The sequence below is a fragment of the Corynebacterium tuingiense genome (genome assembly GCF_046718165.1).
Taxonomy (GTDB): domain Bacteria; phylum Actinomycetota; class Actinomycetes; order Mycobacteriales; family Mycobacteriaceae; genus Corynebacterium.
On sequence record NZ_CP177101.1, the window covers coordinates 526,971 to 553,189 of the forward strand.

General features: G+C 56.5%; 27 protein-coding genes. 11 read left to right on the forward strand and 16 right to left on the reverse strand.

The genetic code is table 11. From position 1 onward, the window contains the following. Positions 1–60 precede the first annotated feature (60 nt). The 4 genes from ACLI1T_RS02585 to ACLI1T_RS02600 all read right to left on the reverse strand — a co-directional run bounded on the left by ACLI1T_RS02585 (position 61) and on the right by ACLI1T_RS02600 (position 5,007). A complete protein-coding gene (locus ACLI1T_RS02585) occupies positions 61–894 on the reverse strand; it encodes a PRD domain-containing protein (RefSeq protein ID WP_411702953.1) in 834 nt (277 codons plus the stop codon). Positions 895–946: 52 nt separating this feature from the next. After that, a complete protein-coding gene (locus ACLI1T_RS02590; protein ID WP_411702954.1) occupies positions 947–2,386 on the reverse strand; it encodes a 6-phospho-beta-glucosidase in 1,440 nt (479 codons plus the stop codon). A 1-nt stretch (position 2,387) separates the two neighbouring features. Then, positions 2,388–4,340, reverse strand: a complete 1,953-nt coding sequence (locus tag ACLI1T_RS02595; RefSeq protein WP_411702955.1) for a beta-glucoside-specific PTS transporter subunit IIABC — start codon at positions 4,338–4,340, stop codon at positions 2,388–2,390. Positions 4,341–4,632: 292 nt separating this feature from the next. Next, on the reverse strand, positions 4,633–5,007 hold the full coding sequence (locus ACLI1T_RS02600; protein ID WP_411702956.1) for a DUF3459 domain-containing protein: 375 nt from the start codon (positions 5,005–5,007) through the stop codon (positions 4,633–4,635). A gap of 338 nt (positions 5,008–5,345) precedes the next feature. Here ACLI1T_RS02600 and ACLI1T_RS02605 point away from each other — a divergent pair, with 338 nt between their 5' ends. From ACLI1T_RS02605 to ACLI1T_RS02615, 3 genes are read left to right on the forward strand one after another with little or no spacing between them, the layout of a single operon-like run. Further along, positions 5,346–6,614, forward strand: coding sequence for a hypothetical protein (locus ACLI1T_RS02605; RefSeq protein WP_349852108.1), 1,269 nt, complete (start codon positions 5,346–5,348; stop codon positions 6,612–6,614). Positions 6,615–6,636: 22 nt separating this feature from the next. Further along, complete coding sequence (locus ACLI1T_RS02610; RefSeq protein ID WP_023025440.1) at positions 6,637–7,209, forward strand: hypothetical protein; 573 nt, start codon at positions 6,637–6,639, stop codon at positions 7,207–7,209. Positions 7,210–7,212: 3 nt separating this feature from the next. Next, a complete protein-coding gene (locus ACLI1T_RS02615; protein WP_349852104.1) occupies positions 7,213–7,791 on the forward strand; it encodes a hypothetical protein in 579 nt (192 codons plus the stop codon). A 268-nt stretch (positions 7,792–8,059) separates the two neighbouring features. Here ACLI1T_RS02615 and ACLI1T_RS02620 read toward each other — a convergent pair whose 3' ends face one another. The 6 genes from ACLI1T_RS02620 to ACLI1T_RS02645 all read right to left on the reverse strand — a co-directional run bounded on the left by ACLI1T_RS02620 (position 8,060) and on the right by ACLI1T_RS02645 (position 14,127). Continuing rightward, positions 8,060–9,565 carry an alpha-amylase family protein gene (locus ACLI1T_RS02620; RefSeq protein ID WP_296090023.1) on the reverse strand — a complete coding sequence of 502 codons (1,506 nt, stop codon included), beginning with the start codon at positions 9,563–9,565 and terminating at the stop codon, positions 8,060–8,062. Then, a complete protein-coding gene (locus ACLI1T_RS02625; RefSeq protein WP_411702957.1) occupies positions 9,562–9,747 on the reverse strand; it encodes a hypothetical protein in 186 nt (61 codons plus the stop codon). Before ACLI1T_RS02625 ends, ACLI1T_RS02620 begins: the two co-directional genes overlap by 4 nt. Continuing rightward, positions 9,747–10,568, reverse strand: a complete 822-nt coding sequence (locus ACLI1T_RS02630) for a carbohydrate ABC transporter permease (protein ID WP_023016855.1) — start codon at positions 10,566–10,568, stop codon at positions 9,747–9,749. The genes ACLI1T_RS02625 and ACLI1T_RS02630 overlap by 1 nt, the downstream gene beginning before the upstream one ends. Further along, positions 10,568–11,575, reverse strand: coding sequence for a carbohydrate ABC transporter permease (locus ACLI1T_RS02635; protein WP_411702958.1), 1,008 nt, complete (start codon positions 11,573–11,575; stop codon positions 10,568–10,570). The genes ACLI1T_RS02630 and ACLI1T_RS02635 overlap by 1 nt, the downstream gene beginning before the upstream one ends. Positions 11,576–11,770: 195 nt before the next feature. Continuing rightward, positions 11,771–13,033: an ABC transporter substrate-binding protein gene (locus tag ACLI1T_RS02640; RefSeq protein WP_411702959.1), complete on the reverse strand. Its 1,263-nt coding sequence runs from the start codon at positions 13,031–13,033 to the stop codon at positions 11,771–11,773. A gap of 101 nt (positions 13,034–13,134) precedes the next feature. Next, positions 13,135–14,127, reverse strand: coding sequence for an ABC transporter ATP-binding protein (locus tag ACLI1T_RS02645; protein WP_411702960.1), 993 nt, complete (start codon positions 14,125–14,127; stop codon positions 13,135–13,137). A gap of 43 nt (positions 14,128–14,170) precedes the next feature. On the opposite strand from ACLI1T_RS02645, the gene ACLI1T_RS02650 reads away from it, so the two are divergent. Together ACLI1T_RS02650 and ACLI1T_RS02655 are read left to right on the forward strand one after the other, a co-directional pair. Then, positions 14,171–15,040 (forward strand): biotin--[acetyl-CoA-carboxylase] ligase, encoded by an 870-nt coding sequence (locus ACLI1T_RS02650; RefSeq protein ID WP_411702961.1) that lies wholly within the window; start codon positions 14,171–14,173, stop codon positions 15,038–15,040. Between the two features lie 143 nt (positions 15,041–15,183). Beyond that, a complete protein-coding gene (locus ACLI1T_RS02655; RefSeq protein ID WP_284770074.1) occupies positions 15,184–15,624 on the forward strand; it encodes a hypothetical protein in 441 nt (146 codons plus the stop codon). Here ACLI1T_RS02655 and budA read toward each other — a convergent pair. Further along, entirely contained in the window at positions 15,602–16,333 is a 732-nt protein-coding gene (budA, locus tag ACLI1T_RS02660; RefSeq protein WP_284770073.1) for an acetolactate decarboxylase, read from the reverse strand. The two genes, ACLI1T_RS02655 and budA, sit on opposite strands and share 23 nt — an antisense overlap. On the opposite strand from budA, the gene ACLI1T_RS02665 reads away from it, so the two are divergent. Both ACLI1T_RS02665 and purE read left to right on the forward strand, forming a co-directional pair. After that, positions 16,319–17,527 carry a 5-(carboxyamino)imidazole ribonucleotide synthase gene (locus ACLI1T_RS02665; protein WP_411702962.1) on the forward strand — a complete coding sequence of 403 codons (1,209 nt, stop codon included), beginning with the start codon at positions 16,319–16,321 and terminating at the stop codon, positions 17,525–17,527. The genes budA and ACLI1T_RS02665 overlap by 15 nt on opposite strands. A gap of 24 nt (positions 17,528–17,551) precedes the next feature. After that, positions 17,552–18,052 (forward strand): 5-(carboxyamino)imidazole ribonucleotide mutase, encoded by a 501-nt coding sequence (purE, locus tag ACLI1T_RS02670; protein WP_411702963.1) that lies wholly within the window; start codon positions 17,552–17,554, stop codon positions 18,050–18,052. A gap of 51 nt (positions 18,053–18,103) precedes the next feature. Here the strand turns inward: purE and ACLI1T_RS02675 are convergent, their stop codons facing one another. Genes ACLI1T_RS02675 through ACLI1T_RS02685 form a run of 3 tightly spaced genes read right to left on the reverse strand, consistent with a single transcriptional unit; the run spans position 18,104 to position 20,343 of the window. Then, a complete protein-coding gene (locus ACLI1T_RS02675) occupies positions 18,104–18,388 on the reverse strand; it encodes a hypothetical protein (RefSeq protein ID WP_411702964.1) in 285 nt (94 codons plus the stop codon). Positions 18,389–18,436: 48 nt separating this feature from the next. Further along, positions 18,437–19,345: a ribokinase gene (locus ACLI1T_RS02680; protein WP_284631457.1), complete on the reverse strand. Its 909-nt coding sequence runs from the start codon at positions 19,343–19,345 to the stop codon at positions 18,437–18,439. 11 nt (positions 19,346–19,356) lie between these two features. Next, positions 19,357–20,343 carry a LacI family DNA-binding transcriptional regulator gene (locus ACLI1T_RS02685; protein ID WP_411702965.1) on the reverse strand — a complete coding sequence of 329 codons (987 nt, stop codon included), beginning with the start codon at positions 20,341–20,343 and terminating at the stop codon, positions 19,357–19,359. Between the two features lie 120 nt (positions 20,344–20,463). Here ACLI1T_RS02685 and ACLI1T_RS02690 point away from each other — a divergent pair, with 120 nt between their 5' ends. Continuing rightward, entirely contained in the window at positions 20,464–20,919 is a 456-nt protein-coding gene (locus tag ACLI1T_RS02690; protein WP_411702966.1) for a YdcF family protein, read from the forward strand. A 6-nt stretch (positions 20,920–20,925) separates the two neighbouring features. Here ACLI1T_RS02690 and ACLI1T_RS02695 read toward each other — a convergent pair whose 3' ends face one another. Beyond that, positions 20,926–21,969, reverse strand: a complete 1,044-nt coding sequence (locus ACLI1T_RS02695) for a ribonuclease HI (RefSeq protein WP_411702967.1) — start codon at positions 21,967–21,969, stop codon at positions 20,926–20,928. A 496-nt stretch (positions 21,970–22,465) separates the two neighbouring features. Here ACLI1T_RS02695 and ACLI1T_RS02700 point away from each other — a divergent pair, with 496 nt between their 5' ends. The 3 genes from ACLI1T_RS02700 to ACLI1T_RS02710 all read left to right on the forward strand — a co-directional run bounded on the left by ACLI1T_RS02700 (position 22,466) and on the right by ACLI1T_RS02710 (position 25,546). Then, on the forward strand, positions 22,466–23,416 hold the full coding sequence (locus tag ACLI1T_RS02700) for a DUF559 domain-containing protein (RefSeq protein WP_411702968.1): 951 nt from the start codon (positions 22,466–22,468) through the stop codon (positions 23,414–23,416). A 196-nt stretch (positions 23,417–23,612) separates the two neighbouring features. Beyond that, on the forward strand, positions 23,613–24,776 hold the full coding sequence (locus tag ACLI1T_RS02705) for an NRAMP family divalent metal transporter (RefSeq protein WP_349852334.1): 1,164 nt from the start codon (positions 23,613–23,615) through the stop codon (positions 24,774–24,776). Beyond that, positions 24,767–25,546 (forward strand): putative hydro-lyase, encoded by a 780-nt coding sequence (locus ACLI1T_RS02710; protein WP_349852060.1) that lies wholly within the window; start codon positions 24,767–24,769, stop codon positions 25,544–25,546. The genes ACLI1T_RS02705 and ACLI1T_RS02710 overlap by 10 nt, the downstream gene beginning before the upstream one ends. Positions 25,547–25,566: 20 nt before the next feature. On the opposite strand, the gene ACLI1T_RS02715 is transcribed toward ACLI1T_RS02710, so the two are convergent. Then, the gene (locus ACLI1T_RS02715) at positions 25,567–26,184 is read right to left on the reverse strand and encodes a GntR family transcriptional regulator (protein ID WP_023025481.1); all 618 of its coding nucleotides are present in this window, start codon (positions 26,182–26,184) and stop codon (positions 25,567–25,569) included. Positions 26,185–26,219 lie beyond the last annotated feature (35 nt).

Here is a 26,219-nt window from a genome sequence, read left to right on the forward strand (position 1 = left end):
GGAAATAGGAAGCTCTAGGATTCCTTGGGTATCTTCTTTCCCTTCACAGGGGAATTAGCTTTATGGGGTCAGTGTCGCGCGTAGACGTGCAACGTGTAGGGCAATATATGACAGCTCATTTTGGCTAATTCTGTGGCCAGTTTTCTCGAGATGTTCACTAACTTTGCGAGCTACTTTGACTGCTTCAGGATCATCAGACTCTAGCGCAGAGAGTATCGAGTGAAGGGGTGCTTCTACGGAAGAACTGGGCGAGTAAAGGCGAACGAAAAGATAGCGCAAATGAGTTATGAAGCGTGCAACAGTTGCTTCACCAGGGTTTAATTCGTGCCCTAGCTCGTGGGAAACCAATAATACGACGTTTGAAATTTCTTTCGTGGCGAATTCTGTCCTACCGATTTTTCCGTTCACAAACTGTGCATTGATGAAATGCATTGCTATTGCAGCGGCCTCGTCGCGAGCTAATCGCACACCAGTCATCTTTTCGATGCTATCTAAAGCACGCAGTCCTAGTGAAAACTCCTCAGGATAGAGAGTTGAGACCTCCCATACGAGTGGATATTCAATGCTAATGTCAGAACGTGTTCGTTCTACGGCGAAGCTGATATGGTCGGCTAAACCCAAGATCAGCAACTGAGGTTCTTCTAAAGTTTCACAGCGTGAAGCGAGAGCAGATGCAAGGGATACGCATTCTAGGGGAACTTCTGACAATAGCGCAGTTAAATTACCAATTGGGTGAATGGTACTTGGGCGAAAGAATTGTTCTACTCTGTCCTCATCGATGGAATCTCCGAGCCTTTTACCAAAGCCAATTCCTTTCCCCATGCAAATGGCCTGACCATGGGTGTTTTCAGTGCATAACACTGCGTTATTGTTTAAGACGCGTAAAATTTCCATAATAGTTAAGCTACCGCGTCATCGATCTACGCGGCAGCTCAGTAAGAGAGTGCTAGATTTCCGATCCGTTGCTTTCAATGACTCGCTGATACCAATGGTAAGAGTCCTTTGTGGATCTGTTCATGGTTCCATTTCCCTCATTATCTCGGTCGACGTAGATCATGCCATAGCGTTTTTTCATTTCACCGGTGGTGAAAGAAACTAGATCGATAATCCCCCAGGGGGTGTATCCCATAAGAGCGACGCCGTCCTCGAGCACGGCCTCTTTCATAGCTGCAATATGTTGCCGCAGATACTCAATTCTTCCTGCATCATGAATTTCACCGTCTGTCTCCACGCTATCTACAGCTCCGAATCCATTTTCTACGATAAATAATGGGATTCGGTAACGGTTGTACAAAGTATTAAGGGAATAGCGAAGGCCTTGTGGGTCGATTGCCCAACCCCAGTCGGATACATCGAGGTACGGATTTTCTACCGAGTTTGATAGACCACCGTTCACATTGTTTCCCTGGTCTGTCACAGCATCATGTTTGACCGTATTCGACATGTAATAAGAGATTCCGAGGTAATCTACGGTTCCACTGCGAAGAACCTCTTCGTCACCTTCTTGGACCTTGGGATCAATTCCTTCTCTTTCAAACTGTTTTAGTGCGTATGAGGGGTAGTACCCGTTAATTTGCACATCGGGGAAGAAAAATCTATCTCGATTAGCCACTTCTGCAGCCATGATGTCTGAAGGATTGCAGCTGTAGGGATACACCGGAACCATGGCGATCATGGCGCCGATTTGAAAATCCTTATTAATCTCATGTCCAATCGTGACGGCACGAGCAGAGGCGACTAGGCAGTTATGCGCCGTCTGGTATAAAACCTGCTTGGGGTTTTCACCCTCTTTCACTGTTACTCCCGAATTGGTCCAAAGGAACAAAGGATTTTCCGCGTTCATTTGGTTATTGATTTCGTTAAAGGTCATCCAGTACTTGACTTTATGCTGGTAGCGTTCAAAACAGACGCGTGCAAATTTTTCGAAAAAATCAACGAGCTTGCGGTTCCTGAATCCGCCGTATTCTCGCGCCAGGTGAAGAGGCATTTCGAAGTGGCTTAGTGTGATGACGGGTTCGATTCCGTACTGTAGAAGTTCATCAAAAACTTCGTCGTAGAACTTCAAGCCCTCCTCATTAGGCTCCTCTTCGTCGCCTTGTGGGAAAATTCGTGACCAAGCTATTGAGGTGCGAAAACATTTCAGTCCTAGATCGGCGAATAGTTTAATGTCTTCACGAAAATGTCCGTAGAAGTCGATGGCTTCGTGGTTTGGGTAAAATTCAGTCGGCTCGATACTCTCCGTGATTCGCCGCGCCTTGCCATGCTCGCCTGCTGTGAGAACGTCTACTACCGACGGTCCTTTTCCTCCTTGGTTCCAACCGCCTTCAAATTGGTGAGCAGCAACTGCTCCGCCCCACAAAAAGTCTGGGTTTAGTTGTGGCTTCATATTATTTTTCTCCTTTACTCTCGCGGTTTCCTTGTTCGGTAACGGCTGACATCAGTTCATTACCATGAGTAGTTCTAGTAGATGGGTGAACTACAACTCCGTCGTAGCTCTTAGTGTTGGTGACAATTATGGGTGTAGTTAGGGAGTATCCCGATTCGGTTATGGCTTCAGCATCAAATTCGACGAGTAAATCACCTTCCTCTACAGTTTGGCCTTTCTGAACATGGCTGGTAAACGGCTTTCCCTTTAGGGCTACCGTGTCGAGTCCAATATGGATTAGAACTTCGACACCATCATTAGAAATGATTCCTATTGCGTGTTTAGACGGGAGGACAGTAGCAATTTTTCCGTCGAAAGGAGCGTAGATTTTATTGTCAGTCGGCTCAACAGCTACTCCCTCTCCCATTGTTCCTCGCGAAAATACTGGATCGTCAACCTCGCTCAACTTAAGCACGGTTCCTGTGACCGGGCTGGAAATATGGATGGCAGTCTTTCCATTTAGAGCTTCGTGGTACTCAGCTGCAGCGGCATCTGAGTCTGGATTCTCTTCTGCGAGTGTTGCCTCCGGAACTTCCTTTAGTACGTCATTGAATCCAAGAGTGTAAACACCAACTGCCGCACCGATGAAAGCGATTGAGCAACCAATAATTTCTCCCAAAAGGGAGTTAGTCCCTGGTTCGTAGGCATTGAGAATTGTCAATGGTCCAGGCAGGCCTGCATAAACATATTGTTGAGAATCGAACAGGGAGACTACGATGGCACCTGCAGCGCCAGCGATACAACCTACGATGAATGGTTTCTTGAGTCGAAGAGTTACGCCATAAATTGCAGGTTCAGTAATACCGAATACACCAGTCAATGAAGCAGAACCGGCCACCTTCTTCATTTCAGCACTTTTTGTCTTGAGGAATACGCCGAAAGCGGCGCCAACTTGTGCGATTACTGCTGCGGTTTGGAAGGCCTGGAAAGGGTCGGAACCGTACTGATCAAAGTTTGCCAGAACCATCGGCGTAACTCCCCAGTGGACTCCGAAGATGACGAAGACTTGCCAGAATCCACCTACGATTGCAGCCGCTACAGGTGGTGCAATGTCTACTAACCAATTGAAACCATCCGCGATAAGTATTGCTCCTTGGTTAGACAAAGGGCCGATTATCAGGATGGTGAGTGGAACTGCGATGATGAGGCAAAGAAGCGGGGTAAATAATTGAGTTACAACTTCTGGAAGACGCTCTCGGAAAAATCGCTCTAGATAGGACAAACCCCAGACAATAAATAGCGGCGGAAGCACAGTTGAGGTGTAAGTGGTCTCACTTAACCCAAGACCAAATAGGGTTAGGTGCTCACCTTCGGCTACTCGAGTTGCGATGTCGGTCATCGAAGGAGAAACCAGCGCACCGACAGCTGCCACCGAAATAAAGGTATTAGTTTTGAAAAATTGGGATGCAGTGATCGCAATCAAGATTGGCAGGAACGTGAAGGGAGCCCAAGACAGTAGCGAGAAAACTTCAAAAGTGCCAGACTGCTCAAATGAAGGTGCAAATGCCTTGATAATTATGAGCGCGCCTTGAACCAATCCGGCTGCAGCAAGTACGTAAATGAAAGGCGCAAAAACCGCAGACATCATTGCGATGATGCGGTTTAAGAGGGTTGGTTTATTTGAGTCTTCTTCATCGCCCTGAGCATTTGGATCGATTCCAAGTTCGTCTACGAGAGCCTCGTAGACTTCTCCCACGCGGTTACCGATCACTACTTGGAATTGGCCGCCCTTCTCTACGGTAGTGATAACCCCAGGGAATTCTTGGATGTCAGTATGTGCATTCTCGGGGGTTTGTTTAAGGACAAGGCGGAGACGCGTGGCACATCGAGTTGCGGTAGAAATATTTGATGGTCCCCCGACTACCTCGATAATGTCTCGCGCAAGTTTAGGATAATCACGGATCTGCGTAGCCATGATGCCCTCACTTTCGTTTTAGGTTGGTGGTTATCCCAAGACGAAAGAAACCCGAAAGAGTGAACAAGCCGAGTCCCTAACTAGATGAGTATCCAATCTTGGGATTCCGCTTCAGGTTCTTGCCTCTTTCGAGTTACAGGCCTGATAGCCGATAAAGTAACTATATCACTATAGGCGTGAACCACAAACCGGTAGAGTTGTGAAGCGTGTCACTTCGCTATCTTTAATGTCAACCAGCAGATCGTCACCTACTTAAAGAGGACGGTGCACTAAAAATCCTTGAACCCACAGGCTAAGCCGGTAACCACGCGTATCCGTAAGGTCCGAGCTCGACGGGGCCTAGGTCAACGGAGCGGTCGCTGAAATTGTGCAGGCACAACAGGTCGCCGCGCTGGTAACCCAGCACGTTTTCCTTACCGGTTTCCACTGGCTCGCAGGGTGCCGTTCCCAGGTCGGGGTGCGCGTGGCGCTCTGCAATCATGGTGCGCACGCTGTGCAGTAGGGAAGTGGCATCGTTGAGCTGGGATTCCACGGAGGTACCGCCGACGATGGGCAGCCGCGCCGGGGTGCGGGCGGCTGGCTCGCCTTCCCCCAACGGCACGCGGGACTCGGCGAGCTTGTTGTCCAGGTCCTCAATCTTGCCAGCGGTGGTCTTCAGGTCAGTCATAGGCGCTGAGTTTACTAGTGGAAGGCCAAAGATGCGGAAATTGCTCACTTTGGGCATCGTCATAGAGTCGGTGGCGGCGCGCTATCGGTGAGGCATTAGCGCAACCGGAGTATCTGCCAGGTATTAGGAAATATTAGCTCCCCTTTATAGGGGTGAGGGTGAAATGTGATGTGCGGCTTTCTTTACCGGTAAGGGACGTTTTCCCACCGTATCGACGATAAATGTCAAAAGGAAAGATAGCCGTAACTGTTGAGGAGCTATAACGAAGAACTTAATATCAGCTGTGTCTTCATGAATTTTTTCTCGTATCCTTAAACAACCACAAGGACGGTCTTCTGGTGATTTCAAAGGGACTGCGACTTGTCGCGCCGCTTGCCATCGCGACACTTCTCGCGCCCGCGGCACATGCGCGCGATATTCCCCCGATGCCACAGGCATATCCCATTACCAACCTCTATAAAAGCTGCAGCGCCGCCGGAGATAACACCGAACGCGAATGGCGGTTTGCTGAAACAGGCCGTCGCTACATGAGCGACGGAACCTTGCAATTCAAAAACACCACCGACCAAGAAGTGCCGTACACCGCCGAGGTAGAAACCGGCACCAACCACGAAATTGATGCCAACTCCAAGGCCAAATTGCCCTCTGGTTGGGACACCACCGCCAAATCCGATATTGGCCTAAAAATGGCCAATGGCTGGCGAGACAAAGAAACCTTCGGGCCCGTTAAACTGAAGCCGGGTGAATCCTTCCGCGTGGAATACGGCGTGGTGGAAAAGGACTTTATTTCCATGTTCGTCGGCTGCAATGATGACCGCCTCGAAAACATTCCCGGCGCCAACGTCATCCGCGGTAAAGCCCCAGCAGAGCGCTATGCTTTTGCCTACATCATCAAGGCCGATGGATCCGTATCGGACTTGGCAATGGAAATTCCGTCTCGTTCCGGCAGCACTAACTCTAAGCCCATCGAAGGTAACTACACCGCGGTTTCCGGCCCCAGCTTGGAAAAGATTGCTGATCCTGACAAAGACGAGATCATGCAACCAGCCGCCGAACCCCAACGCGACCCTGCGTGGCCCAAGGAAGACGAAAAGTGCGAGGCCAACGATAACTCTTGGTACCCGCTGGATATCACCGCGGTGAAGCCAACCTTCCGCAAGCCCGGTTATTCCACCGACTTCCTCAATTGGTCTCAGGGCGACTATGAATTCGCACCAGTAACGGACTTCGTAGTTGGCGCCCAGCACGATCCATATACCAATTGGCGAGGCAATAGGGGCGATATTCCGCAGGGCTGGCTCGAGTCCGTCGGCGCCATCAAGCGTGCCTACATGCCAGTCGGTACTGAACTCAAACACGTCAACCTTGCACCCGGAGAGCGCGTTCGCGTGGAGTACGGCACCACCATGACCCGTATCAACTATCGCGAGGTGCACTGCGGAAAATCCGGCAAGTACGACCTCACCTCGGACTATAAACAGACCACCGCCCCGAGCGGTTTCTGGGCCGAAGCCAAAATCACTTCCAAAGACGGCAGTACCCGCACCGTAGACGTCACCCCTGACGAATACCGCGATCTGCCCGTACCCACCCAAACCATCTACTAACTACCTGCTAGGAGTACATCTCATGCGCATTTCCAAGATTGCGTCCACCACCGCGGCTTTGGCCGTTGCCACCGGCGTATTCGCTGCCCCAGCCGCCAACGCATTGCCGCAGCGCGACCTGGGTCCTGCAAACCCCACCACGATTGGTGAGCGCTGCGCCAATCCTGGCGATACCGGCCAGACCGTTGATATTAAGCGCACCTATTTCGACGGTTCCGCCGGCACCTGGACCGTTTCCAACTACAACGATGAGCCGCTTCCAGTGACCCGTTCCATCAAGGAAACCAAGACCAAGTCTTGGGACGTTTCTGCTGGTGTGGACTTCAAGCTGTTGGATCTGATTCACTTCACCTTCTCCTCCAGCTACACCTCCAGCCAGACCTACGAGGTAGGCGAGCAGGTCGGCCCATACGATATCGCTCCGGGTAAGACTGCCGTGCTGAAGGCTGGCTGGGTTGTCTCTGACTTCGAAGGACAAAAGACCGTGTGCGGTTCCGACCACACCTGGCAGGCCAATGGCGGTAAATTTACCGCAACTCTGCCCAAGGAACGCCACGTCGCGGTCTCCACCCGCGATAACAACGATTGGGGTTAAACCTTGAAGGTGAAGTCCATCGCTAGTGCGATCGCAGCGCTGAGCTTGGTGGCCGTTCCAGTGGCCCATGCCTCTGACTTCGGCGGAGACTTTGAACTGCCCCAGCGCTGGAACGATGACTATAAGCCCGGCACGCATTGCGCAACGCCGGGGGAGAATTCCACCTACGTCACCGCGAAGCGCCGCTGGTTCAAGCAAACCGATGCCGCCAGCGTGGCAAACCACAATGCTGAGCCGGTGCCGGTCAAACACACCGTATCCAAAGCGCGGACGGAAACCGTTGAGGTTTCCGGCTCCGTGCAAGGAGAGGGAGATTTGGCCAAGATCCTGACTAAGACCTACGGATTCAACTATGTAAGCGAACAACACTGGAAGATTAACCAGGTAGTTGGGCCATACACCTTGCCTGCAAATTCCCAAGGCAAGTTGGTGTGGGGCTTTACCATGCTGGATACCGATGGCCAGGATGTGCACTGTAACCGAGATCAAGTATGGGAAACGGTAGGAAAACCATATTCTGCCACTGTCCCTGAGGCTCGCTATTCCGAGCTGCGCCTAGAAGACGCTCCGGACTGGAGCTAATTCATTAGAAAATGAGCCCAGCCGCGCCCTGTGAATGGGGTGTGGAGCTGGGCTCTTTTTGGCAGCTACGGTGCCTTATTAGAAGTGCATCCTCTGAAGTGCATCCTCCAAAGTGCAGGGTCCTCTGCAACATTTGAGGAAGATTTGCGATATCTGAGGGCCGGGTTTGCTCAGTTATCGCAGTGGAGGATGCACAAATGGCAAAGCCGGGCCCATCCACCGGCATGGCTGGCTGTGCAGTGGCTATGCAGGGCCGAAGGCGGCCGCTTTAAGCCGGCAACCACGCATACCCGTAAGGCCCGAGCTCGACCGGGCCTAGGTCAACGGAGCGGTCGCTGAAATTGTGCAGGCACAACAGGTCGCCGCGCTGGTAACCCAGTACGCTTTCCTTACCGGTTTCCACTGGCTCGCAGGGTGCCGTTCCCAGGTCGGGGTGCGCGTGGCGCTCTGCAATCATGGTGCGCACGCTGTGCAGCAGGGAAGTGGCATCGTTGAGCTGGGATTCAACGGACGTGCCGCCGACGATGGGCAGCCGCGCTGGGGTGCGGGCGCTAAAGCCCGCGGTCTCGCTATCGTCCCACTGCATAGGGGTGCGAACGGCATAGCGATCCGGCAAAGAGGTGTCATCGAGCATGCCGATTTCATCGCCATAATAAATAAATGGCGCACCCGGCAGGGTCATGAGCAGCGAAAACATCAGCTCCACCTTCCGGCGGTCCCCACCCATTAGCGGCATGAGCCGCCTGGCGATGCCCACATGTGCCCGCATGCCTTCCTCTGGCAGGTAGGTCTGATACATCAGCTCGCGGACGTCATCGTCGACCATTTCCAAGGTCAACTCGTCGTGGTTGCGCAGGAAGGTACCCCACTGGCAGCCCTCGGGCAGTGGCGGTAGCTGGTCGAGGATGTCGTAGACGGGGGTGGCATCGCCAAGCGCGAGCGCTTGGTAGAGCCGCGGCATAACCGGGAAGTTGAAAACCATGTGGAAGCGGTTGCCGGAGCCGTAGAACTCCATGGTCTCCTTGGGCGGCTGGTTGGCCTCCGCAATGAGAACGGCCTCGGGATAGTGGGTATCCATAAAGGAGCGAATCTTTTCCACGAATTCCACTGTCTCTGGCAGGGATTCGCCGCCGAGCTCATCACGTTCGAAGAGGTACGCGATGGCATCGAGGCGCAGGCCATCGAGGCCCTTGTCCATCCAGAAGGACAAAATATTAAAGACCTCGTCCTGCACGTCCGGGTTATCGTAATTGAGATCCGGCTGGTGGGAGTAGAAGCGGTGGAAATAATACTGCTGGCGCTCCTCGTCCCAGGTCCAGTTGGAGGTCTCAACGTCAGTGAAGATGACGCGAATTTCGGGGTAGCGCTCGGGATCATCGCCCCAGACGTAGAAATCCCCGAACGGGCCATCCGGATCGGAGCGCGAAGCCTGGAACCACGGGTGATCAGAGCTGGTGTGGTTGAGCGCTAGGTCCGTCATGATGCGCATATCGCGGCGGTGCAATTCCTCAACCAATTCCTCGAAGTCCGCCATCGTGCCGTAATCGGGGTGGATGGAATAATAATCGGCGATATCGTAGCCGTCATCGCGCAGCGGCGAGGCATAAAACGGCGAGAGCCAGAGGCAGTCCACACCCAGCCACTGGAGGTAATCCAGCTTGTCGATGACCCCGCGCAGCGTACCGATGCCCTTATTCTCGGCCTCGTTATTGCCAGAGTCCTTAAACGAGCCCACCAGGGCTTGATAAAAGACGGCGTTGTGGTACCAGCTCATTGCAGATCCTTTCTTTTTACCCGCCACGCAAGGTACGTCAGTGCGCACAGCACACCGGCTACTAGGCCGGGCCATACGGCGGGGGAGTCTTCAAATAAGTTCACTACGGCTTGGATGACCGCAAGGCACGCGAAGAAGCCGAGGAATCCGAGAAGCGAATCCCACAGCAGGGACCGGCGCATTAGGCCTTTACACCTCCTGCGGTAAGCCCGGCGACGATGCGGTGCTGGAAAATGAGCACCATGATGATAAGCGGAATGGTCACCAATGCACCAGCCGCCATGGTTGCGGCATAAGGGTACTCGAAGGCCGAGGGACCAGAGAAACGGGCGATGGCCACTGTGACCGGCTCGGTCCCCGTCGTGGACAGCTGCTTGGCCAACATGAATTCATTCCACGTGGTGATAAACGCGATGATCGCGGTGGTAAAGAGTGCCGGCGCGGCCAGCGGCAGGAGGATGAGGCGGAAGGCCTGGGCACGTGAAGCGCCATCCACGCGGGCGGCCTCCTCAAGCTCCCACGGCAGCTGCCGGAAGAAGCTGAGCAGGGTATAGACCGTCAGTGGCAGGGCGAAAGAGATATTCGGGATGATCATCGCGCGGTAGGTGCCGATCCATTCCAAGCGGCCAAAGAGTTGGAAGAGCGGGGTAACTAGCGCGATAGCGGGGAACATGGAGGCCGCCAAGATGATGCCGGTGACGATGCCCTTGCCGGGAAAGTCATAGCGGGAGAGCGCATAGGCGGTAAATACGCCGACTAAGACGGCTACCGCGGTGGTCGCGAGCGAGATGAACAGCGAATTGCCCAACGCGCCGAGGAAGTCATTGCCCTTATCCGTCGCGAGGGCATCGCGGAAATTATCGAGCGTGATATGCGTGGGCCAAGGCGTGGTATCAAAGGTGAATTCCTGGCTGCGCAGGGCGGTGACCACCATCCAATAAAAGGGGGCAAGGCCCCAGAACATGATGAAGATAATGCCCGCGTAGTGTCCGAATTTACGCATTATTTTGCACCCTTTCTGCCGGAGACATCCGCGCCGAGGAAGCGGATAAGGATGAAGGCAACGAAGAAGATGAGCAAGAAGATCAGGGTGGATAGCGCCGAGGCGGAATTGAAGTTACCTTGGCGCATATCTTCCACCACCAGCTGGGAAATGGTGGCGGTAGGGGAGTTAGAGGAGCTCGAAATCATGATGACGGGAAGGTCATACATGCGCAGCGCATCCAGGGTGCGGAAGAGCACGGCCACCATCAGGGCTGGGCGCACTAGCGGCAGGGTGATGCGGAAAAAGGTTTGGATGCGGTTAGCGCCATCGACGCGGGCGGCATCGTAGACATCCTTGGGGATCATCTGCAGGCCAGCCAGGATGAGAAGCGCCATAAACGGCGCGGTCTTCCACACGTCTGCGATGATGACGGCAAAGCGCGCATAAAACGGGTCCGTGGTCCAGGCGATATTCGCGCCCAGCAAGGAATTGACTATGCCGTCTGGGGCGAACATGAACTGCCACAACTTGGCCGTCACGGCGGTAGGAATGGCCCAGGGGATAAGTACGGCGGCGCGCACTAAGCCGCGACCGCGGTACTCACCGTTCATGATGATGGCCATGAACATGCCGAGAATGGTCTCCAGGGCGACCGTGACCACGGTGAAAAACAGCGTGATTTTTACGGCAGGCCAAAAGTCGGTGGCAATAACTCCGGGCGGGCACGTCGTGATTTCACCCGCACCGGAAACACAGCGGTTATTGATCCAGTACAGGTAGTTGTCTAAGCCGGCGAAACCGCCTTCTTCAAAGAGACCCGTTTTGGGGTTGAGCTGCCGGTTTCCTTGGAAAGACAGGATGACGGCGCGCACGATGGGATAGCCGATGATAATGCCCAGTACGATGAGCGCCGGGGCGATCAGCGCGGCCGGCCGCCCGAAATTGGCAAACCTGCCGGGACTAGAGGCGCGCTTGGGCTTTTTCGATTGTGGGTGCGTCTGTTGCGTCGGCGAAGTGGTGACCACGGTAACTCGCCTTTCTGATTCAAATGATTTCTAGTGCGCTAGATTCTATCCCCAACTAGGGTGGGAAAACCACAAAGGGTGAGGCAGTGGCATATGCGCCTTCCTCACCCATTTGTGTACTAGCGGTTCGCTATATATTTCTCAGTTTTCAGCATGCTCCCTGCTCTCGGGATACGAGGGGTAGGAAGCGCATCTTTAGCCCTGCGAAGCAGAGTCGATGGCCGCCTTCATATCGGAAGTGGCATCCTCGACGGACTTGCCATCAGTAAGCGCGGCGTAAGCATTGTCCTGAATGGCCTTAGAGATGGCGGAATAGAACGGCGATACCGGACGCGGTGCGGCGTTTTCCAGGGATTCCTTCAGCGCTGGCAAGTAGGGGAATTCCTCCTGCAGCTGCGGGTCATCGTAGATGGAGGAAAGAACCGGCGGGAAGGACTGCTCTGCCAAGGACTTCTGGTTTTCTTCATTAATGATGAAGTTCATGAAGTCTAAGGCGGTGCCCTTGTTCTTGGAATTGATGTTGATGCCGTTATTGTAGCCGCCCAAGGTGGACACGCCAACGCCGTCCTTGCCCAGCGGTGCCTGGACCTCGACATCGATGCCGGCATCTACGGCGTTGGTGTACATGTAGGGCCAGTTCACTGCGAAGGCGGTCTTGCCTTCGGTAAAGGCCATGTTTGTCTCTTCTTCGGTGGCGGCGGTGGAGTCCTTGGAGATGATTTCGTCTTCATACGCATCCACCATGGCCTGCAGGCCTGCCTGGGCTTCCTTGGAGTCGACGGTGGCATTGCCGGCATCGTCAAGCACCGAGCCGCCCCAGCCTTCCATGAAGCCGGCGGTATTCAGAGCCAAGCCCTCGTACTGTTTGAGCTGCGTGGTCAGGCACTTCTTGCCGTCTTCCAATGCCTTGCAGGCGGATTCGAGGTCGGCGAATTTCTCTGGGGTAGCGTCCGCGAGCTCGGTATTGCGGAAGAGGAGCTGGCCATTGGTGTTTTGCGGCAACGCATACAGCACGTCGTTGTAGGTGGCCGATTCCACGGTGGCCGGCAAGAGCTCCGAGGTATCGGTCTCGAAGTCTCCGTCGAGCGGCTGGAGCCACTGGTTGGCGGCGAATTCCGCAGTCCAGACCACGTCGAGGGCCATGACATCGTAGTCATCATTGCCGGCCTGGAGGGATTGCACCAGGGTTTCGCGCTGGGCATCGGCCTCGCCCGCGAGCTCCTTGAGCGTGACCTTTTCATCCGGATTTTCTTCATTCCATTTATCGATGATGGGAGTGATCTTATCCGTGTCGTTCTTGCCCATGGCAAAGGTGATGGGGCCGTGTGAGTCAGCGCCGGAACCGGAACCGGATGCGGAGCCATCCGCGTTATCTGCACCATCGTCAGACGTGGAGCAGCCGGCCAACGCCAGTACTGCCGTGGTGGCGACTGTGGTGCGAATGAAGTACTTCTTCATAGGAATTCACCTTTCAGAAAGCTTGGGTGTACCTTAAAAATAATTTACAAACACCGCGCGCAGAATAGATTTTGATTATTCACCTCTAAATGGGGGGTAATTTAGGAAGTGGAGATGCGTTGCCCAGTTTCTGGATCGAAGCGGTGTGCAGCGCTTTCATCAAAGGTCAATATAACCTCGTCACCGCGCTGCGGCGGGGTGCCTTCACAGCGGGCCACGAACCGTGCGCTACCCACCGTGGCGTAGACAAAGGATTCGGAACCCAATTCTTCAACTAGGTCTACCGTGCCGCGCAGGCCCTCTGCGCCCTCATTGAGGTGCATGTTTTCGGGCCGAACGCCCAGGCGCTCGCCGTTGTGGTCAAAGATATTCATCGCAGGCGAACCAATAAAACCGGCGACGAATTCGTTTGCTGGCTCCGCATAAAGCTCGCGCGGTGGGGCAACCTGCTGCAATTCGCCATCTTTCAGCACCGCTACCCGGTGCCCCAGCGTCATGGCCTCTACCTGATCGTGGGTGACGTAGACCGTGGTGGTCCCAAGCCGCTGTTGCAGGCCCGCGAGTTCCGTACGGGTTTGCACGCGCAGCTTCGCATCCAGGTTAGAGAGCGGCTCATCCATGAGGAAGGCCTTAGGATTGCGCACAATGGCACGGCCCATGGCAACGCGCTGGCGCTGACCGCCCGATAGGTCCTTGGGCTTGCGCTTTAAAAATTCGGCCAAGCCCAGCATCTCTGCTGCATCCTGGACCTTTTGCTTGATTTCAGCCTTGGGGAGCTTGGCCAGCTTGAGCGAAAAGCCCATGTTTTCTTCCACAGAAAGGTGTGGGTAGAGCGCATAATTTTGAAAAACCATCGCAATATCGCGATCACCCGGTTCAAGGCCCGTGACGTCTGCATCATCGATTAAAATCCGGCCACTAGACGTTGGTTCAAGGCCGGCCAACGCGCGCAGCGTCGTGGACTTGCCGCAGCCAGAAGGACCCACCAAAACGAGGAACTCACCGTCAGCGATTTCTAGGTCCAATTCCTTCACGGTGGGCGCCGCCGCGCCGGGGTAAGTGATATTTACCTTTTCAAAAGTGACCTTTGCCATGCGCAACACACTAGCACCACCGGCGGACGGTATCTTGGAATCTATGACTGCACTTGATAAGCACCGCATCCGCACTGCCCTGGCAGAGGATTTCACTACTATCGATTTTGTGGATCAGACCGGTTCCACCAATACCGATCTGATGCAGGCCACCAATGTCACCGATGGCACCGTGCTGCTTGCCGATGAGCAGTTGTCCGGCAAAGGCCGCCTCGGCCGGGCGTGGACGGCGCCGGCCGGATCCCAGGTGATCTTTTCCGTGCTGCTTTTGCCCGATTCCCTCGACTACTTGGGCACGCTTCCGCTGGCTGCGGGCCTGGCCGTGACCGATTCCATCGAGGGCTCCGTGCTGAAGTGGCCGAATGATGTGCATATCGATGGCAATAAGCTGTGCGGCATCCTTGCGGAAGCCGGTCCCGTGGGCCAAGCCTTCAAGTCCGCGCCGAAGACCGAGCTTAACAAAGCAGAACTGAATAAGACTGAGCTGAACAAGGCTGAGGTCAACAAAGCAGAAGTCAATAAAGCCGAGGTAAATAAGGCCGTCGGCGGGCAGGCGCCCTCCGCGCGCGTGGTCGTAGGCATGGGCATTAATGTCACGCTCACCCGCGAGGAATTGCCCATTGAAAAGGCCACCTCGTTGGCTCTGGAAGGCCGCGATACCGACCGCACCGAGCTGGCCATTACCGTGCTGAAAAACCTGCGCCGCCGTATTACGCAGTGGGAGAACCAGGATTCGCAGCTTATGCGGGATTACCGCGCGGTGTGCTCATCCATTGACCAGGAGGTGCGGCTGGAGACCCCGACTGGCGATGTCATCGGCCGCGTCGAGGGCATTGGCGAGGACGGCCGCATTAACGTCGCGGGCGAGTACTACTCCGCCGGTGACGTGACGCATCTGCGCCCGGCACGATAAGCGCGGCGCGATAGGCGCCGCTCGACAGGCATCGCGCGGCGGGCGACGCGCAGCAGGCGCCACGCGATAGGTATCGCGCGGCAGGTGCTGCGGAATCCGCGCAGTCCGAGAAGCACGGCCTCGCACTGGTACTATCCATGGCTATGGGATTGATGAAGATGGGCCAGGGCGAGGTCAAGCGCGCGGACGTATCCGCGCCATTTCGCGCGCTCGTTTTCCCATTTCTGGAGCTCATCCTCATTACTGGCGTGCTGTGGATTGCCATCGGCTGGTGCGATGCCCAGGGAGTAGAACCGATGTTGCGCAATGGCCTCGTAGTCTTGTGGGCCGGGCTGAGCACGTGGCGCTTTCTCATTCCGTTTTATAAGGCTCGCCGCAAGCGGTTCATCGTGACCAATCGCCGCGTCATCGTGCGGGAAGGCCGCCACATCGATTCAATTCCGCTGGAAGATATTCGCGGCGCCCGCAAGCGCCGCGGCGGTATCTCCATTGCGCTCAATGGCTGGGACAGGGCCATGTATTTTCCCACCGTAGCCAAGTCAAAGCAGGTGGCAGAGATTATTAATGATCGCCCTTGGTTTTAACCTCGGTGGAGTGCAATTGCTTATCAAGATCCTCCGGTGCGAGATTAGCGCTGCTGAATTCTTGGGTCAGCGGCAGGCGCAGTTCTAGATCGGAACCGGGGCAGAGCTCGATTTTCGCCTCATCCACGGTGTAATCCAGCACATGTCCGCCGGACTTACGCGCGGCGTCGATAAAGTGCACGTGGCAGCCAGGCACCGAAATCCCGCGCTCGTACACGGGAGTGCGGAAGCCGCCGATGACGCCCTCGACATCGCTAAAGTGCAGCTCTTTATCGCCGCCGACCGCCTTCGTCATTGGGGGATAGGGTTTGGTTTGTTTGACCACGGTGCGCGTAGTGACCTCAGAAAACCTGCCCGTGATGCGGACGGCGTACATGTAGTTCGCGGAAGGTTCCACCTCATCGATGAAGGCGGAAAGTTCGTCGCGGCGCAGGCCCCGTGGGGCATCGACAAGAATGCGCGGCACAAAGTTGGTGGCCACGGCATAAGGGGTTTGCTGGTCCAGGTCCGCAACCCGCGCGGAGCCATCGCCGCGCAGCTGGTAGCAGGTCCCGTCCAAGATGATCATTTCACCATCGAGGCCGTTAAAAGTCCCGATGCCAAAATTGCCCTTTCCTAGCAGCTCAGAGATGGTCATCTCGCCGTCATAAATGCCATCAAGGAGGGCGCTCATGAGGGAGTTCTGGAAGATCGAATGACGGGTAAACATGGTATCCAAGCTAGTATTGTGGGCGTGAGTGTCTCAAAACCTATTGTAACTGTCTGTGGCGATGGTCAGCTGGCGCGCATGATGCAACCTGCCGCCGCGGAACTCGATATTCATCTGCGGATTCTTGCTGGTAGTCCGGATTCTTCTACCGCGCAGGTCACCCCGGACATCGTGGTGGGCGATTACCACAAGTACGAGGACCTGCTCGCGGCGGCCCGCGGCGCGGATGCGGTTACTTTCGAGCATGAGCATGTGCCCAATGAGCATTCCGCTGCGCTTATCGATGCCTCCTTTAACGTCCAGCCCCAGCCCAGCGCCCTGCGCTATGCCCAGGACAAGCTGGACATGCGCGAAAAACTCTCCGCTCTGGGGGCGCCCGTCCCGCGGTTTAGTGCCATCGGATCAGTCGCCGATGCCCGCGCTTTTTTCGATGCCGTAGACGGGCGCGTTTGCCTCAAGGCCCGCCGCGGTGGCTATGACGGCAAGGGCGTGTGGTTTCCTTCGGATGCCGATCTTGATGAGCTCGTCGCCGAGCTTTTAGAGGCCGGCACGCCGCTCGTGGCCGAAGAGAAGGTGGATCTGACCCGCGAGCTATCCATCTTGGTAGCGCGCCGCCCATCCGGTGAAGCCAAGGTCTGGCCCATTACCCAGTCCCGCCAGGCCAACGGCATCTGTGCCGAGGCCATCGCGCCCGCGCCCGATCTCTCGCCCGAGCTGGCCGAACGCGCCTCTGCGCTGGGGCTTGGCATTGCCGAATCCCTCGGCGTGACCGGCGTGCTGGCCGTGGAGCTTTTCGCCTTCAACGGTGAGGGTGGCGAGGACATCTCTGTCAATGAATTGGCCATGCGCCCGCACAATACCGGCCACTGGACCCAGGATGGCTGCGTGACCTCACAGTTCGAACAGCACCTGCGCGCCGTACTGGACCTGCCCTTGGGCGCGGTGGACGCCCTCGCCCCGGTGACCGTTATGGCCAATGTGCTCGGCGCGGATGAAGACCCCAAGATGCCTATGCCGCAGCGCGTGCGCGAGGTTATGGAACGCTTCCCACACGCCAAGATTCACCTGTACGGCAAGGATCACCGCGCTGGCCGCAAGATCGGCCACGTCAATGTCGCTGGTACATCGCTCGATGAGACCCGCGATGCCGCCCGCCAGGCCGCGCACTTTTTGATGCACGCAACGTGGGCATAACTCTTAAAACCTAGAAAGGACATTATGGAACCGCAGGTAGGAATCATCATGGGCTCGGATTCGGATTGGCCCACCGTCGAACCCGCAGCGGAAGTCCTCGCGGACTTCGGCATTCCCTTTGAGGTTGGCGTGGTCAGCGCCCACCGCACCCCGGAAAAGATGTTGGCCTACGCCAAGGGCGCACACTCCCGCGGCCTTAAAGCCATCATCGCCTGTGCCGGTGGCGCCGCCCACCTGCCAGGCATGGTTGCTGCGGCCACGCCGCTGCCCGTTATCGGCATCCCGCGCGCACTCAAGGACCTCGATGGCCTAGACTCCCTGCTTTCTATCGTGCAGATGCCTAGCGGCGTTCCCGTGGCCACCGTCTCCATCGGCGGCGCAAAGAACGCCGGCCTGCTGGCCGCCCGCATCCTGGGCACCGGAGACCCCGCGCTGCAAGACAAGATGGTTGCCTACCAAGAAAAGATGGCAGAGGAAGTCGAGCAGAAGGATAAGAACCTCCGCTCGAAGCTGCTAGGGGAGTAGGGAGGAGCTTCCCTTTCTTTATCGGCTAAAAGAGAGGGAGACTCCAGCCAGCTACCGTTTAGAATTCTTGGAGTCGTCGTGGAACCACTCTTTGATCTGCATCCAGAGCAATCCACCAATAAAAACGACGAAACCTAGTACATAAGAAACCCAGAATTCTTTCGGCACCGAATCCTTGTCATTGAATAGCCATTCAGTGCCGCCAAGGTAAAGAGCAAAAGGTAAGGGGACAAGCAGAAATATCAATAGCGAGATTAAAAAGGCTTTCCATTTTTTAGGCTCGTTCTTGCTGCTCTTTCTCCCATTCTTACTATCTTTTCCAAAGCTCTTATGCATGATGGCTGATGCGACTTTCCATTGGTGTGATTTTAAAGCTGTGCGCTCCTATTTCTGTGTGACCTCTGGCAACCTCGAAGAGGTCGTGGGATAGGATGGCTGGGCGCCGGCGCTGGTGGCGGCGAAGGCACCGACGCGGGCGGCGAAGGTGGCGGCATCGACGAGCGTGGCGCCTTCAAGGAGCTTGGTGCAAAATGCTCCGGCAAAGGCATCGCCGGCGCCGGTGGTATCGACCGCGGTGATCTGTGGGGTGGGGATATCCGTGTTGGATTCGGGCGTTGCCACGTAGGCGCCTTCGGCCCCGAGGGTCAGCACCACCGATTTAAAGCCGGCGGAAACCAGGCGGTGGGCGAGCTCGCGCGGGGTGCCGGTGGAAGAAAGGCCCAGTTGCTCAAGGATGAGGCCAGCCTCGTGCTCGTTGGCCATGAGGGGATCGGCCTGCAGGAGGGCGTCGCGATCCACCTCGATGACAGGGGCGAGGTTGACGACTACGCGTCCTTGGGCGGCATCGACGGCGGCTTTGAAACCGGAGGCGGGGATTTCGCCCTGGAGCAGGACCACGTCCGCATCGGCGATGGTGGATTGGCGGGCGGTGACGAAGGGGGCATCGACAAGAGCGTTCGCTCCGGGGGAGATGACGATGGTGTTTTCGCCATCGGCGGAGACCGTGATGACCGCCAAGCCGGTAGTGGTATCGGACTGTTCCACCGCGCTGAGGTCGATGCCGGAGCTGTGCATGTAGTGCATGGCGGGCTCGGCGTAGGGATCGGAGCCGACCGCGCCGACGAAAGCTACATTGGCGCCCAATTGCGCGGCGGCTACCGCTTGGTTCGCGCCCTTGCCGCCAGCGAGGATCTCGCCGCCGGAGCCCAGCAGGGTTTCGCCGGGGTGCGGGTGGCGTTCGGCGTGGACAATAAGGTCAGCATTAATCGATCCGACGACGGTGAGCTTGCTCATTGGAAATCCTCCTATGAATCGGATTCTACGGTGAATGCGGTGGACATGCGGGGGATATATCGCGTATCGATTATCGATCCTTGAGGCGGGCGCTTATTTTTGATGGCCGCGATGAGTTCTGCGGTGGCTATCTTGCCCATGTGATCGACGTTTTGGTCCACTACGGATATGGGTGCCGGTTGGAAGCGCAGATAAATGAAGTCATCGAAACCGACGAGTGCGACTTCCTCTCCAATGGCCTTGCCGGAATTATGACAGGCTTCTAATGCGCCCGCAGTCATCATCGAGTCAGCGGCGACGATGGCCGTAACCCCTGCATTTAGTAGCTCTATCGCCCCTTTATATCCCTCTCGGTGCCGGAAGCTGCCGTGGTGAATGTGGATATTAAGGTCGCGAGCTGCTTCCTTGAATACAGCGAGGCGCTGCCTGCCAGTAGAGGTTTCTTGGGGGCCGGAAAGGCAGCCAATCGAGGTATGGCCTTTGTCCTTTAGCTGCGCAATTGCCCTGTGCATTCCCGGACTGGGATCAGAGAACACAGCAGGGAAGCCCCCAAGTGTTCGGTCAATCAATAGCAACGGCCGATAAGAGTGGGCCTGGCCAATCGCCTCTTCTGCGCCATCGAGGGGAACGGTAATTATTCCATCGACCTGCCGCTGCGTGAGGGCATCGAGGGCGCGTTTCAAACGCGCAGGATCCTCGCCGCAACTGGTAATCATGGTGGCGAAACCGTGTGCATTAGCCTCTTGCTCAATTGCGGCGGCCATGGCGGCGAAATACGAGTTATCCAGGCTTGGTATGACGAGGCCGATGGCATTGGACCGTGCGTTGCGCAGCGCGCGTGCCTGGGCATTTGGGCGGTAATTGAGCTGTTCAGCTGCCTGTTTTACGCGCGTGCGGGTGGCTGCGGAAATAGCTGGGTTTTCTGCAAGTGCGCGCGAGGCGGTGGAAATGGACACTCCAGCAGCAGCGGCTACGTGCTTGAGGGTGGTTGCGGCCATTTCGGCTCCTAGGGGTAGAGCAGCTTCGACGGGTCGTGCAATCGATTGCATGTTTGTGTGTCAATTTACGGTTCAGTACCTGTGCCTGTCAAGGCTTCGCACCGGTCTAAGCTAATGAGCATGGAAAATTCCCCACGCGATCCGCTCCTTGTTTTGGGCTCCCGTGTTGCCCACGGTCATCCGGGCGCCATGCTGCGGTCGCGTTTGGATAAGACGCTCGAACTCTATTCTGGGCAGACGGTCATCGTCTCTGGCCGCGGGGAAGCGGGCGCGATGGCCGAATACCTAATCCAGCGGGGTGTTGATCCTCGGGATGTGCTCGTGGAACCGGCTGCTACCAGTACAAATGAGAACCTAGAAAACGCGCACAGCCTCGCACCAGATGCCGTATTGCAGGTGGTCACCAACGATTTCCATGCCCTGCGCACCACATTGTGGGCTTGGCATTTGGGCATTGCAATAACCGTTCACTCCGCGCGCACGCCGTGGCTGTCGATGCCGCGCAATTACCTGCGCGAGCTTGCGGCGACCCCGCATTCCGCGGCGCGAATCCTGTGGCGGCGACTGCGGAGGTAACCGAGGCTATACCACTTTGAGTGCCTTACTGATCCCGCTTTGCAGGGTAGGCCGAGATTGCTTCATGGGGTGGGCAATGGCGCGCAGACCCATATACGCAATCTGATCGGCGGCGCGATTGAGCGGATCCCCGGCATGCCCGAGTACCCTGCGGATGTCCACCTCGCAGGTGCCTTCAAGGTCGCCCCAAGCCTGCTGGAATCGGGAGCGCGCACCAGACGATACCCCGCGCCACCTGCGTCCCGGACGCGCCGCCTTGGAGCCCTTCTTGTGCAGGATATGGTTGACCGCGTCCAGTGCCGCGACGGAATCGGATTCGATCACGGCCTTCGTTGCACCTACCTTGAGCAGGTACTTTAACGCGAGCGTGAGCGCTTCAAGCTCCAGTTCGTCCGTGCTAGCTTTCGTCTCGCGGGTGCGCAGGTGGTAGTCACCGTTTCCCGCCACGAAACACATTGAGCCCTTGAACACTGTATCGGAGGAAGCATCGGTGGCAATGCGTACCACCGCGCCCGCCGGCCACGACGTCGTGTGCGAGAAGTTGGGCCACCATTTCGCCTCTGGTGTTTCGACCTGGTTGGTTTCCTTCTTCTTCGGGGCCTCGCCCAGCTTGCGGGCCTTCCGCGCGGTCAGGCCAGCTTGTTTGCGGCGTGCGGAGCTCGCGCTTGCCGATGCCCGATTCTCCCCCGCAAAGCTCCCCGTCACCGTATAGCCGCGCTTCTCGAGCGCCGCTCGCAGCGCATTTTGCCTACGCCCGGTGACAATCCAGGTGCGTCCATCTATTCCGTGCAAGGCCCGCTGTAGCTCGTTTACTGCAACTTTGACGATATCGCCTTTTTTGATCTGGCCTTTGCGTACGAAGCGTGCCTGCGGGGTGTTGACCGCGATGACCCACCCCTCGATGGTTCCATCCTCCGCTGAATCCCAGCGTTCATCCCACAACGCGATCGCCACATGGACCGGCGCAGACATCATGTCCTTGGTGATTTTGCGGGTGCCATAGGTGCGCGATTGCGTGCCGGTGAGTGCTGAGAGCTCGAGGGGTTCCATTGGTACTAGTAAATCACGCCCCATTCCAGCTGTGAGCTGCACGCGCCTGATGTGGGCTCGATTCGTGAAGGTTCGCGATAGTTCTAGTACTCGTTGCGGTCCGGACCGCAACAGTGCCGCAAAGGGCTGTACGGTGGGCTGTTCAAAGGGTCCCTCAGAAGCTCCGCCAAAAGCTGCGCAAAGGCCTCCTCAGGAAGCTTCGCAACCGGATGCCCAAGGGGCTCTCAGGGAGCTTCGCAACCGGCTGCTCAAAGGCTTCCTCAGGAAGCTTCGCAAAATGTGCAGGGTCCTATGCAATATTTGAAGAAGATTTGCGATATTTGAGGCGCCAGTTTGCTCAGTTATTGCAGTGGAGGTTGACCATAGGAGGCTGACCTTCGAACTCTGACCAAAGCGACCGACTTCCGGGCCTTCGCAAAAGGTGCTAGTCGCCCGCCTTGTGGGATTGGCACCCTTTCGGTGCAGGTGTCCAGCAAGGAGCTCAGAATGTGACCATTTGGAGCATCACGCTCAGCAGTTTCTCCAAGAAGCGGCGAAGATAAAGAGCATGTTAAATCATGAGTTAATTAATCTTCGTTATGCAGGTTCAACAAGTCCTTACTATCCAGCGCTTTACTCAGGAGAACTAAAGCGAGTTGCTCCCTGGATTGCAGTGAAAACAATGACCTGGGAAAGCTGGCCATGGCATAAGCAACAGTTGGCCCTGACTTTAGGGGCCGGCCTAAGTGCACACAGGGCATCGTTGGTGGCTAAGTCAGCTGCGCGTATTTGGGGAATTTGGGTGATTCCCCGGAGAAATGAGCTCGTTGAGCTCGCTTCACCGTCAGGAAGTATTCCACCGCACACGCAGTGGCCGCGAAAGTATTACCGCATGGCACGGATAGAGGAAACAACGGTGGAAAGGTCTGGAGTCCGCGTGACGAATCCGGCGCGGACATGCTTGGATATCGCCAGGCTACATGGGTTTGCGGAGGGGCTTGTTGCGGTCGATTCCGCGTTACGTGCGGGCCTGGTTTCGGTAGAAGATCTGAAGGAAACACGGGCAGCAATGGCTCGGATGAAGGGGCCTATCCCCATGAAAATGGTAGTTAAGCATGCGTATGCCGGTTCCGAATCACCGTACGAGTCGCTGTTGCGGGCGTTAATTATTGAAAGGATTCCCGCTGCCACTGTGTACCCTCAATTTCGCGTATTGGGAAAGTACCGGGCTGACTTATGTATCGATGGGTGGCTCATTATCGAGGTCGACGGGGACACTAAGTACGACGGTACTTATGGGAAAGCGCCGGAAACAGTGGTCAAGGAACAGATGCGCAGGCAACGAGAGATTGAAAATCAGCAATTTACGGTATTGAGATTCGGGCCAAAAGAGCTGGTCAATGACCCGAATAGGGTAGTGGAGACAATAGTTGAATACCTGGAGCGAAAGGCGGGAAAAGTAGCGTAGATCACCCCCGCAGCACCCCTTGCCATAAATGTTGTTGAACAACCTCCGGGGTAGCAATTATGATGATGCGAATCACATTTAAGAGAGACCGGCGTCACGAAAGGTGAAACTAGTGAGTGCTGAAAAACAAGCTTCTGCCTCGGCACAGGCGGGGGTGCAGGCGGAAGCGAAGACCCCGCCCAAGGGCATTGGCGCCATGGCGGGCGCCATGTTCCTCATGGCTACCTCGGCTATCGGCCCGGGCTTTTTGACCCAGACTTCGGTCTTTACCGTCCAGATGGGCGCTTCTTTTGCCTTCGCTATTGCGTTGTCCATCTTGGTGGACATTGCCATCCAGCTCAATGTGTGGCGCGTGCTGTGCGTGACGGGAATGCGCGCAAACACCCTGGGCAATACCGTCCTTCCCGGCTTGGGTTGGGTGCTCGCCGGCTTCGTCTTTTTTGGCGGGGCGATTTTTAATATCGGCAATATCGCCGGCGCAGGCTTGGGCCTGAACGCGATGCTCGGCATCGATGCGCGCATCGGTGGCGTCATTGCGGCGGCGATTGCGGTGTTCATCTTCCTCTCCCGCCGCGCCGGAATGGCGCTGGACCGCCTCGTGGCCGCCCTGGGTGCGGTGATGATCCTGCTTATGTTGTACGTGGCCATCGTCAGCCAGCCGCCGGTAGGGGAGGCGCTAAAGAATACCGTCGCGCCGGGTGAAATCGATTTCTTCGTCATCACCACCATCATCGGCGGCACCGTCGGCGGCTATATTACTTTCGCCGGCGCGCACCGACTGATCGATGCGGGCTTATCTGGCGTTGAAAACGTCAAGAACATTACGCGGACCTCCGTTAGCGGCATCATCGTCACCGGTATTATGCGCATGCTGCTCTTCTTGGCGGTATTGGGCGTGGTGGCTACCGGCGTCACGCTAAAAGAAAATAATACTGCCGCCGATGCCTTCTACCACGCGGCCGGTGAATTCGGCCTCCGCGCATTCGGCATGGTGCTCTTTGCTGCGGGCCTATCTTCCGTCATCGGTGCCGCTTATACCTCGGTATCCTTCGTGACCACCCAGAAAACCCCGGCCCGGACCCGCAATATCTTCACCGTCATCTTCATTACGGTCTGTACGGTCATTTTTGTAATAATCAACTCCGCGCCACAAAAGCTCTTGATCTTCGCCGGTGCGATTAACGGGCTCATCCTTCCCATCGGCTTCGCCCTGGTGATGTGGGTGGCTTGGCGCCGCAAGGATCTGCTGCAGGGCTATAAGTACCCAAAGTGGCTGCTTATCCTTGGCGGCCTGGCCTGGCTGCTTACCATTTTCATCGGCCTTCGCGCAGTCTCAGGAATCACAGCGATATGGGCATAATGCACACGCCAGAAGAGGTGCGCGAGTTCGCGCGCACCCACGAGATGACCACCACCGCCGGGCATGCGCGGGGTTACATGCAGGCCAACCTGCTCTCGCTGCCCAGCGCATACGCCTTCGACTTCCTGCTTTTTGCTCAGCGCAACCCCAAGCCGTGCCCCATCGTCGGTGTTCTGGAGGCGGGACAGTACACCTCTGATCTCCTGCCTGGCGGCGATATCCGCACCGATATCCCGGCCTATCGCATCTTTGAGTATGGTGAGCACACGGCCACGCTTGCTGATGCCACCTCCCATTACACCCCCGACATGGTCAGCTTCCTTATCGGATGTTCGTTTACCTTTGAAACGGCGTTGGTGGATGCGGGCATCGAGATCGCGCATATTAAACAGCAACGCAATGTGCCGATGTACCGGACGAATATTCCTACTACTCCTGCGGGCGTATTTTCCGGACCGATGGTGGTATCGATGCGCCCGATTCCGGCATCGCAGGTCTCCGATGCGGTGCGCATTACCTCCCGCTATCCGTCCGTGCATGGTGCGCCGGTGCACGTGGGGGATCCGGCGGCCATCGGTATCGCGGATTTAGCTCATCCAGACTTTGGTGATGCGGTGGATATTCCAGAAGGTTGCCTGCCCGTCTTTTGGGCGTGTGGGGTTACTCCGCAGGCCATCGTGATGGAATCAAAGCCAGAGCTGGCCATTTCCCATGCGCCGGGCAAGATGCTGGTGACCAATGCCCGCGATGCGGAGTACCTCATCCCATAGGCATATACCCCGCCGCTTAATTAGTCCGTGAAGGACAAGATGGTATCGCAAGTTTCTAAGAGGCTATCGCGCAAGTGCGTGGTGGCCTCTTCCCGTTTTCCATCCGCGATGAGCGTGGCCACATCAACGTTGCCTTGAATGTGCTCGGCGTGCAGCTGCGGGTAGCGCGGGATGACCAATAAAAAGGTAAGCCGCATGCGCGCGAGCAGGTTGCTCATCTGCTCATCCAAGGTAGCGGAACCTAGCCCTGCTACCAGTGCTTGGTGGAAGCGCTGGTTGATGGAGGAGACTTCCTGAGGCTTATTGCGCTTCGCGCACTCGAAGGCGGAGGAGGCGAGGGAGATGAGCGAGGGGGCATCGGCAAACGCGCCCCACCGCGCGGCGGACGGCTCGATGGCGGCGCGGGCGGCGAATAAATCGCGGATATAGGCGGAATCTGGGGTGGCGATGAAGACGCCGCGGTGAGGGATGCGCTCGACCAGGCGCTCGGCGGCGAGCGTGGTAAACGCCTCGCGGAGGGTATTGCGGGAGCAACCGAATTGCTCAGCCACCTTTACCTCACTGAGTTGCTCGCCGGGCTGAAAATTGCCGGCCGACATCTCTTGGCGCAAAGCGGTGGCGACGGACTGGGAAAGCATGTCCCTCACCTTACTGAATGGGTGAGGCGTCAACG